The organism is Gordonia sp. 852002-10350_SCH5691597 (assembly GCF_001665715.1).
Lineage (GTDB): Bacteria > Actinomycetota > Actinomycetes > Mycobacteriales > Mycobacteriaceae > Gordonia > Gordonia sputi.
Genome location: NZ_LZMO01000280.1, coordinates 1 through 8,795 on the forward strand (window position 1 = coordinate 1; position 8,795 = coordinate 8,795).

An 8,795-nucleotide genomic window follows, 5' to 3' on the forward strand; every position below is an offset into this window, starting at 1 on the left:
CCCCGCGGCGTCGACTCCCGGCTGCACCAAGCAGGCGTGCGACTTTCGCGACAACCTCGCCGAACTGGACGGACAGGGCATCGCCGTCGTCGGCATCTCCCCTGACAAGCAGGAGAAGCTGGCAAAGTTCGCCGACGCCGAGGGCCTGACGTTCCCACTCCTGTCCGATCCGGATAAGTCGGTCATGACCGCGTGGGGCGCTTTCGGCGAGAAGAAGCTGTACGGCAAAACCGTGACGGGTGTGATCAGGTCGACGTTCCTCGTCGACCACGGGGCCATCGCGCTCGCGCAGTACAACGTGCGTGCCACCGGGCACGTTGCCAAGCTCAGGCGCGACCTGTCGGTGTGACCCACAGACGTTGATCGAACCGAGCTGACCGAACCGATGAGTACCGAACCCCTGGTGCCGCGCAAACGCCCGACGCAGGAGCGCAGCAAACGAAAGTTCTCCGCGATGCTGGCGACGGCGCGGGACCTGCTGACCGAAGTGGGTTTCGAGTCGCTCACCTGCGAGGAGATCGCCGTTCGCGCCGGAGTGCCCATCGGAACCCTCTATCAGTACTTCGCCAACAAGTACGTCATCGTCTGCGAACTCGATCGACAGGACACGGTCGGCGTACGCGAGGAGCTCGCCGCCTTCGCGTCGGAGGTGCCGTCGCTCGAATGGCCGAACCTGCTCGAGAAGTTCCTCGACCATCTGGCGACCCTCTGGCGCGACGATCCGTCGCGGCGCGCGGTCTGGCTCGCGGTCCAGTCGACTCCCGCAACCCGCGCGACGGCATCACTCAACGAACGCGTTCTCGCCGAACAGGTGGCCCGCATCCTTGCTCCGCTGACCCCCTCGCAGGGAGATCGTCGGGAGATGATGGCGCAGGTGCTGGTCCACACCGCGTACTCACTGTTGAGTTTCTCGGTGCAGGACGGCCACGACCACGCCGCGACGGTCGACGAACTCAAGCGCATGCTCGCGGGATATCTCCTGCTCGAGGAGTCGACCGGCAGCTGAATCCGTTGCACGACAGACGGATTGCGCACCCTCCGGTCAGCTCCCCTCCAGGATCGCCACTGCGGCAGCCGTGTTCCCGTCGTGCGTGAGCGAAATGTGTACGGTCGTGTCACGAAGGTGTTCGGCGATCTCTCCCGACAACCTGATCGCCGGACGGCCCCAGGTGTCGGTGACGACTTCGATATCACTGTGCCGGATCAGCGGCAGCAGCGGCGAGCGCGAGAATCGGCTCACCGACCACGCCTTGACCACGGCCTCCTTCGCCGCCCACCGTGCCGCGAGGTGACGGGCGTCTTCGCCCGTACCCGTTGCCGCGTCACGCCGCTCGCCCACCGTGAACCTCTCGACGAAGTTCGTGCCGACCTGTTCGAGTTGGTCTCCGAACTCCGGGATCGACACGACGTCGATCCCCACCCCGAGTACGGCCATCGCGTCAGCGTCCATCGGCCGCGGCGCCGTACGCGCCATCGGTCGTCAGCCGCGCACCCGGATCGAGCAGCAGTCCGGCCTCGGCATCATGCTCGTCGAGTGTGCTGTCGAAACGACGACCCGACGGACGTCGGTACGCAGGCTCGCCGCCGCACATCGCGACCAGCCGCCGCTGTGCGCCATCACGTTCGCGGCGTGCTGCCCGATCGCGATAGCTCTGCGCCTGATCCGAATCCAGAGTTGCGACAAAGGCTTCCGGATGAACGATGGCGATCAGACCCGACACGTGGCCGAAGCCGAGGCTGGTGAGCAGACCTGCCTTGAGGGGGAATCGATCACCGAGCGCGAGCGGCTCACGCGCCCACACGAGGTGGGGGTAGTCGCGCATCTGCTCATCGACACAGTCGAGACTGCGGTTGGGTGGGATCACTCCGTCGCGCAGCACCTGGCAGAGCCCGATGAGCTGGAATGCCGCAGCGCCACCCTTCGCATGGCCGGTGAGCGACTTCTGCGACACGACGAACAGGGGCGCGCCGGGCGTCCTGCCGATCGCGTCGGCGAGTCGTTCGTGGAGCTCGGATTCATTGGGATCGTTTGCGCGCGTTGAGGTGTCGTGCTTGGACACCACAGCGACGTCGTCGGCGCTCACACCGAGCGCACCCAGCGCATCGGCCAACGGTGAGGCGAGCGCCCCACGTGCGGCGCCCAATGCTCCGAGTCCCGGTGCGGGAATCGAGGTGTGAACACCGTCGCCGAAGCTCTGCGCCCAGGCTACGACGCCGAGAACCGGCAATCCGAGCTGTGCCGCGACGTCGCCACGAGCGAGCAGAATGGTTCCGCCACCGGCAGATTCGACGAATCCACCACGTCGCCGATCGTTGGCACGCGAGTACCGGCGCTCGTCGATTCCGCGTGCAGCCATCTTCGCCGACTCCGCGGTCGCCGACATGTCGCCGAATCCGACGATGCCTTCGATACCGAGATCGTCGAATCCGCCCGCCACCGCGAACATCGCCTTGCCGAGACGGATCTTGTCGACGCCCTCCTCGACCGACACAGCGGCCGTCGCACACGCAGCGACAGGGTGGATCATCGCACCGTAGCTGCCCACGTACGACTGAACAACGTGTGCGGCAACGATATTCGGCAACGCCTCCTGCAGGATGTCGTTGGCTTTCGCCTCGCCGAGCAGCGTGTTGACATACAGCTCACGCATCGACGTCATGCCACCCATGCCGGTTCCCTGAGTGTTGGCGACGAGTCCCGGATGCACCCACCGCATCAGTTCCGACGGCGTGAAGCCCGATGACAGGAAGGCGTCGACGGTCGCGACGAGATTCCACAGCGCCACACGGTCGATTGATTCCACCATGTCGGGCGTGACACCCCAGCGAGTCGGGTCGAACCCGGTCGGAATCTGACCTCCGACGGTCCGGCTCAGCTCGAACTTGCGGGGCACGCGGATCTCGGTACCGGCCAGACGCGTGACCCGCCAATCCCCGGTGTCGGAGATCGGAGCGATCCTCGTCTTGTCCGGATCAGCATCCGCGAATGCCCTGGCCTGCTCTTCGGAGCTGACGGTAAAGCTCAGATCCTCGTCGAGGAAGATCGACGTGAGCAGCGGCGAGGTATTGTCGACCATCGCACCGTCGTCGGCGTAGCGTCGAATACCGCAACGTTCGACGACCGCGTCGTGGTAACGCTCGGCGATATCGGCCTCGTCGACCGGATCGCCACTCTCGGTGTCGTACCAGCCCGGCTTCGGTGCCTCGTCCCAGACGATCAGACCGGTGTTCCAGGCAAGCTCCAACACGCCTGCCGCGCTCAGCTTTTCGTCGACCTCCATCTCGAACCGGGTGCGCGACGAACCGTAGGGCCCGAGCTCTCCGGCGCCGACGATGACGACGAGATCCTCGGGACGCGCATCGATCGACGGCCACGCGGGCGTCATCGATGCCGCGGCACGAGCCGGCGCGGGCAGCGCAGCGACGGTCGCCTCGTCGAGTTCCTCCGTCTCGACCTCGCTCGCGTCATCCTGTTCGGTGGCAAGTGATTTGAGGTCGATAGACGGATCGAGGCCGCCGGTGAAGTCGGCGAGAATCGCCTGATCCCGCGCGGCGACGCGCTGCGCGGGAGTGCACAGTCCGAGGAGCTGTGCCGCCATCTCGTCTGTGCTCCACGTCCGCACGCCCGCGGCCTCCACGGCCGCGACCATGCCGTCGTTGTGACCCATCAGCCCGGTGCCGCGCACCCAGCCGATGAGCGCGTGCGCGAGAGTCGTTCGCGCACCCCATGATTCCTCAGCTCCCCAGCGGGTGACGAGCGCATCGAGTGCGGCCTTGGACTCGCCATAGGCCCCGTCCCCACCGAACATGCCGCGATTGGGCGATCCGGGGAGCACGACGTGCAGTCGAGCCGCGATGTCATGATCGGCGCCGATCTCACACAGCCCCGCGATGAGCCGCTCCACCGACCAGAGCAGGACCTTCATCTCGAGCTCCGCGCGCGCTCCGGCGTCGGTGAGATCACCGGCGACACGAGGTGCCGCGAACGGGAATAGCAGCGTCGGCTTCATCGCCGGCTTGAGGACAGCCGTTGTGCCGCCGATGTTCTCGGTCTGTTCGCTGCCAACCCATTCGACGAGATCGTCGACGTCGTTGTACGACGCCATGTTGGTCGGTGCGACCCACAGCGCGGCGTCGTGACGCGCGTTCTCGCGGTAGAGCTTCTTGTAGAAGGCGAGCTTTCCGGAGTCGAGCTTCGACGTCGTGGCGATCACCGTGGCTCCGCCCGCGAGCAGTCGGCCGATCACGCCTGCGGCGATCGACCCCTTGCCCGCGCCGGTCACCACTGCGACGTCGTCGGACCATTCACCCGAGTCCGGCGCCTGTGCTGCGGCGGCGATTGCGCCGAAGATCTGGGCGCGTGTCGCCTCGCCTGCGGCGAGAGCCTTGCCCTGCCACCACGTGGCATGTTGTGCGACAGTCTGTCCCGCACCCACGAAGGACTCGACGATCGTGTCGTGACGGTCGGCGAGATCGGCGTCGGAGGTCAGCCAGATCCGCACCAGATCCTCGCGACTCGTGGCCCACCGGTCGTCGACGAGGACGATCTTCTCGGCGTCGAACGCCGGCGCGACGGTGCGTGCCCAATCTGAGCCGAGTTCGGCACTGACCCGCTCGGCCAGCGCAGCGTCGACGTTCTCCGCGATCTCGGGCGCGGCGTCGTCCTCGGTGAGTCCGAGTTTGGCCAGCACCGTGTATGCGGCAGAGGCGAGCGCGCCGCTGCGTCCGGTCAGTTGCTCGGTGAACTCACCGAGTGCGGCCGCGTCGACCGTTGCGCCGCCGCCGGTGTCGGCCGCGGGCTTGGCGACCGCGATCCCGCGGGACGCACCCACCGCGGCCACCGCGCGGTCGACGAGAGCGTCGAGTGCGTCGGTGTTGGCGAGAGGTCCGTCGAGCAGATCGCCGAGGTCGCCGCCACGCACACTGGCTCCGTCGCGTGTGCCGAGAGCGAGCGCCACGGTGGCATGCAGCCCCCAGCCAGGACCTAGCTGCCACACACCGGTCACACGATCGGCGATGTAGGCCTGCCGCTTTCCGACGGGGCCGAGCACCTTGCGGATCTGATCGGACACGGCGTCGGTGAGGACCGCACCCAGAGGGCGGTAGCCGCGCGCGAGGCTGTCGACCGTCGCGGCGAGCGCCACCATGTCGGCTTCCGCGGCGCCGTCGATCGCGCCGAGTCCGAGTTCGGCACCGATATCGAGCAGGAGCTGGTTTCTCCGCGACGAGACGCCGTCACACAACGCCTCGATGGTGTCTGCCGAACCGATCTGCTCGGGGCGGATCTTGGTCCACAGCGCGACTACTGCACGAACCGCATCCGACGGCCCGAAGGAGACGTCGTTGGGCCGCGGAGCGCCCGCGGGCGCGCTCGGAGCCGCAGGCGCTGCTGCCGCGGGAGCGGGCGTGTTTGTCGCCGCATCTTGTGAAGCACCGGTGTCTTGCGCAGCCGCGTCGTCGGCGGGTTCGTCATCGAGCTCGGCACCCGCGTCCTTGGCGAGGATGACATCGGAATCGCGCTCGAGATTCACCACTTCGGTTGTCGCCGAACCGTAGTCGTCGAGCTTGAGGGTGTTGGTCGCCAGGCCTGCTAGCGTCGGCGCACCCTTGAGGCCGATCTCGACGAACCGCTGGATGCCGAGGCCACCGCGTTCGGCTGCACCGAAGAGGAGGTCCTGCGTCTCGATCCAGCGCACGGGACTCGCGAACTGCCACGCGAGCAGCTCGATGAGAACGATGCGCGCCAAACCAGCCGGGTCAGCCGCATGGGTGTCCCAGTCGGCGAGCACGGCGTCGAGCGGCTCGGACGGCACCAGTGCCGCGATCTCTTCGACGAACGCGCGGTCGAGTGTGAACAATCGCGGCACGAGATTCGGGATGTAGCGCCCGACGAGGATGTCGGGATCGATCCGTGCGGGCAGCAGTTCGTCGAGCTTGCCGCGGAACTCGGGCACACCGGCGCGCAGCACCGTCGAATGGAACGGGACGTCGATGCCGGGTACGAGGATGAACGATCGCTTGCCGCCGAATTCGGTTCGACGACGCTCGATCTCGTCCTCGAGATGTTCGAGACCGCGAACGGTACCCGCGATGGCGTACTGCGAGCCGAGAAGGTTGAGGTTGACGACCTCCAGGAACTCGCCGATCGACTCTCCGACCTCCGCGACGAACGACTCGACGTCGGCGTCGGCGAGGCCGAACTGACTCGGGCGAATGGCCGCCATGCGATAGTCGCTGCGCCCCAGTTCATCTCGCGGGACCAGATGGTGCATGGCCTCGCCGCGCTGGAACACCACCTCGAGGACGGCTTCGAGTGGGAGCACTCCCGCGCATGCCGCAAGGGCGTTGTACTCGCCGACCGAATGCCCACAGGTGATGGCACCGTCGACGAATCCGCCTGCTTCCTTGAGCTCAGCGATCTGCGCGACGCCGAGCGTCGCCATCGCGACCTGGGTGAACTGAGTCAGGTACAGCACACCGTCGGGGTGGTTGTAGGTGGTCCCGTTGGCGACGAGGGTTGTGGGGTTGTCGCGAACGACCGCGAGAATCGAGAACCCGAGAGCAGCACGTGTGTGCTTGTCCGCGCGGTCCCAGATGGCCCGGGCGGCTTTCGAGCGCGACCGGGCGTCGAGCCCCATGCCCTTGCTCTGGATGCCCTGGCCCGGGAAGGCGTAAACGGTGCGCGGAGCCGCGAGAAGTCCCGTGGCACTCATCACCAGGGTGTCGCCGACCTTGCAGGTCACCTCGACGACCTCGCGGCCGCGATCGAGACCGACGCGGTCGACGCGGACCGAGACCGCATCTCCGGTGCGGACCATCCCCAGGTAGCGAGCAGTCCACCCGACGATCGGGCGTGGCGACGGGGTGCGATTGCGTGAATCGGCCGCGGTGACGACGTGCTGAGCGGCCGCCGACAGCCACATGCCGTGCACGATCGGCTCGCCGAGTCCTGCGAGCTTCGCGGCACATGCGTCGGTGTGGATCGGATTGCGGTCACCCGAGACGGCAGCAAACGCACCCATGCGCGTCGGCGCGGTGATCGTCGCGGTACGCAGCGGCTTCCGGGTGGCCGACGCCTCGTCTGTGATCGCTCCCCCGGCACGCTGCGGATCGTCGAGTTCGGCATCGCCGATCCGGCCTCGGATGGCGAAACGCTCTGTCATACGGGCGATCTCACCGTCCGGCCCCGACACCTCGACGGCGACGTCGATGACGCGTCCCACGGTCGTATCCCGGACGTCGGCGGCGCGGGCGACGACGGTGAGCTCGGTGTCGTGGTCGGGAATGGTTGCGACCGTCTCGATGGTGTGGTCGAGGTGGACCAGGTCGAGCAGTCCCTCGACGATGGGGATGCCGTCACCGGTCTTGGCAGCACCGATCACCGCGAAAACGCTTGGCCAGCAGGCGCCTACGAGCGTGTCGGGCACCGCGAAGCCGAACGGCTGCGACGGTGTCACGGCGTGGAGGTGAGCGGGCAGCGTGTTGGCGGTGACCACTGCGTGGTCGGCGACGCCGTCTGCCGACCACTCGACTGTGGTGACCGCGGCACCGTCGACGACGTCTGTCAGACATCCACCCGCTGCGACGGTGAGGATCTCGCGCATCGCGTCTGCGGCATCATCTCGCTCGATGCGCGGGCTACCGCCGTCGGCGATGCTCCGATCGACGCGGAGCGGAATGCGCACCGACGATCCCGAGATCGGCACTGTCAGCTCGAAGTTGTCTTCGCCCAGATGCTCGAGCACAGCGCCGGTTGCCGCGTGCTCCGCGCGATGCTCCGAGGTGACCTCCCAGGACTCCCGAGCACCCAGTAGCGCAATGGGACTCGGCACGATACGGCCGGCCCACGAGACATCGTCAGCCCAGAGCACGGCACCGAGGACGCCTGTGTCGCGAACCTGGGCCTGCTTGCGCGCGGTGATCGGCTCAGGCGCCGCACCGGCGATGGTCAGATCGTCGACGACCCTGGCCTCGAACCGGTCGAGTAGGTCACCCACCGGTTCATCGACACGAGTGATACCCGATACCGCGACCGGCCCCGGGATGATGCAGACGGCGTCTGCGCCATAGCGTGCATCGTGGGCCTGCCACAGCGAGTCGCTGCGCCACCACCGTCGAACATCTTTGTCGACGACGGGCACGAAGTTGACCGGCTTGCCGGGGGTCCGGCACAGACCGAGGAAGAACGCGACGTCCGCGGGATGAAGGATGTCGGTCTCGATCTCGGGATAGACACCGCCGAGAGCGTCGATCGCCGCATGCGGATCGTCGGTCGACGCGAGGTCGGCGAACATCGTCGGCACCGGCCCCGAATCCTTCGGGTGCATACGCGCCTCGGTACGCTGCAGCATCTCGACAAACCGCTGCTGCCAGGTGATGTCGGCCCACGGGTACTGATCGGTGCGACCGTCCCCCACGGCCAGCGTCGCGTAACGGTCGAGCCATTCGCGATAGGTCATCGAGTCGACGTCGCCGAAGTAGGGCTTGGCGGTCGGCGCCATGGCGGCCACGATCTCGTCGCGGCGTTCGGCCACCGCGTCGGCGTCGCCCGCCACCTCGTCGAGAAGTCGCCCGCAGCGCGACGCGGCGTTGTCGACCTCGTGGATGTCGGCGCCGAGTTGGCTTCGGCCCGAGGCCATTCCGTGTGCGGCACGGCCTGCGCCGATCCAGTCGTGGCCCCCCGCGGGGTCCACGAGCAACTGCTTGACCTCCGGCGCCGTGGTGGCCTCGGCGGTGGCCATGGCCGCGGTGCCGATCAGGATGCCGTCGAGCGGCATGGTGGGATAACCGTGCCG

Annotated in this window: 4 protein-coding genes; 2 read left to right on the forward strand and 2 right to left on the reverse strand. The window is 67.4% G+C overall.

Going from position 1 to position 8,795, the window contains the following annotated elements; genetic code table 11:
• Both A5777_RS21455 and A5777_RS21460 read left to right on the forward strand, forming a co-directional pair.
• The coding region (locus A5777_RS21455) for a peroxiredoxin (RefSeq protein ID WP_064864448.1) at positions 1-349 on the forward strand (349 nt) is incomplete at its 5' end.
• Positions 350-385: 36 nt separating this feature from the next.
• The gene (locus tag A5777_RS21460) at positions 386-1,006 is read left to right on the forward strand and encodes a TetR family transcriptional regulator (RefSeq protein WP_064864449.1); all 621 of its coding nucleotides are present in this window, start codon (positions 386-388) and stop codon (positions 1,004-1,006) included.
• A 36-nt stretch (positions 1,007-1,042) separates the two neighbouring features.
• On the opposite strand, the gene acpS is transcribed toward A5777_RS21460, so the two are convergent.
• Both acpS and A5777_RS21470 read right to left on the reverse strand, forming a co-directional pair.
• Entirely contained in the window at positions 1,043-1,435 is a 393-nt protein-coding gene (gene acpS / locus A5777_RS21465; protein ID WP_039856554.1) for a holo-ACP synthase AcpS, read from the reverse strand.
• Between the two features lie 4 nt (positions 1,436-1,439).
• The coding region (locus A5777_RS21470) for a type I polyketide synthase (RefSeq protein ID WP_064864451.1) at positions 1,440-8,795 on the reverse strand (7,356 nt) is incomplete at its 5' end.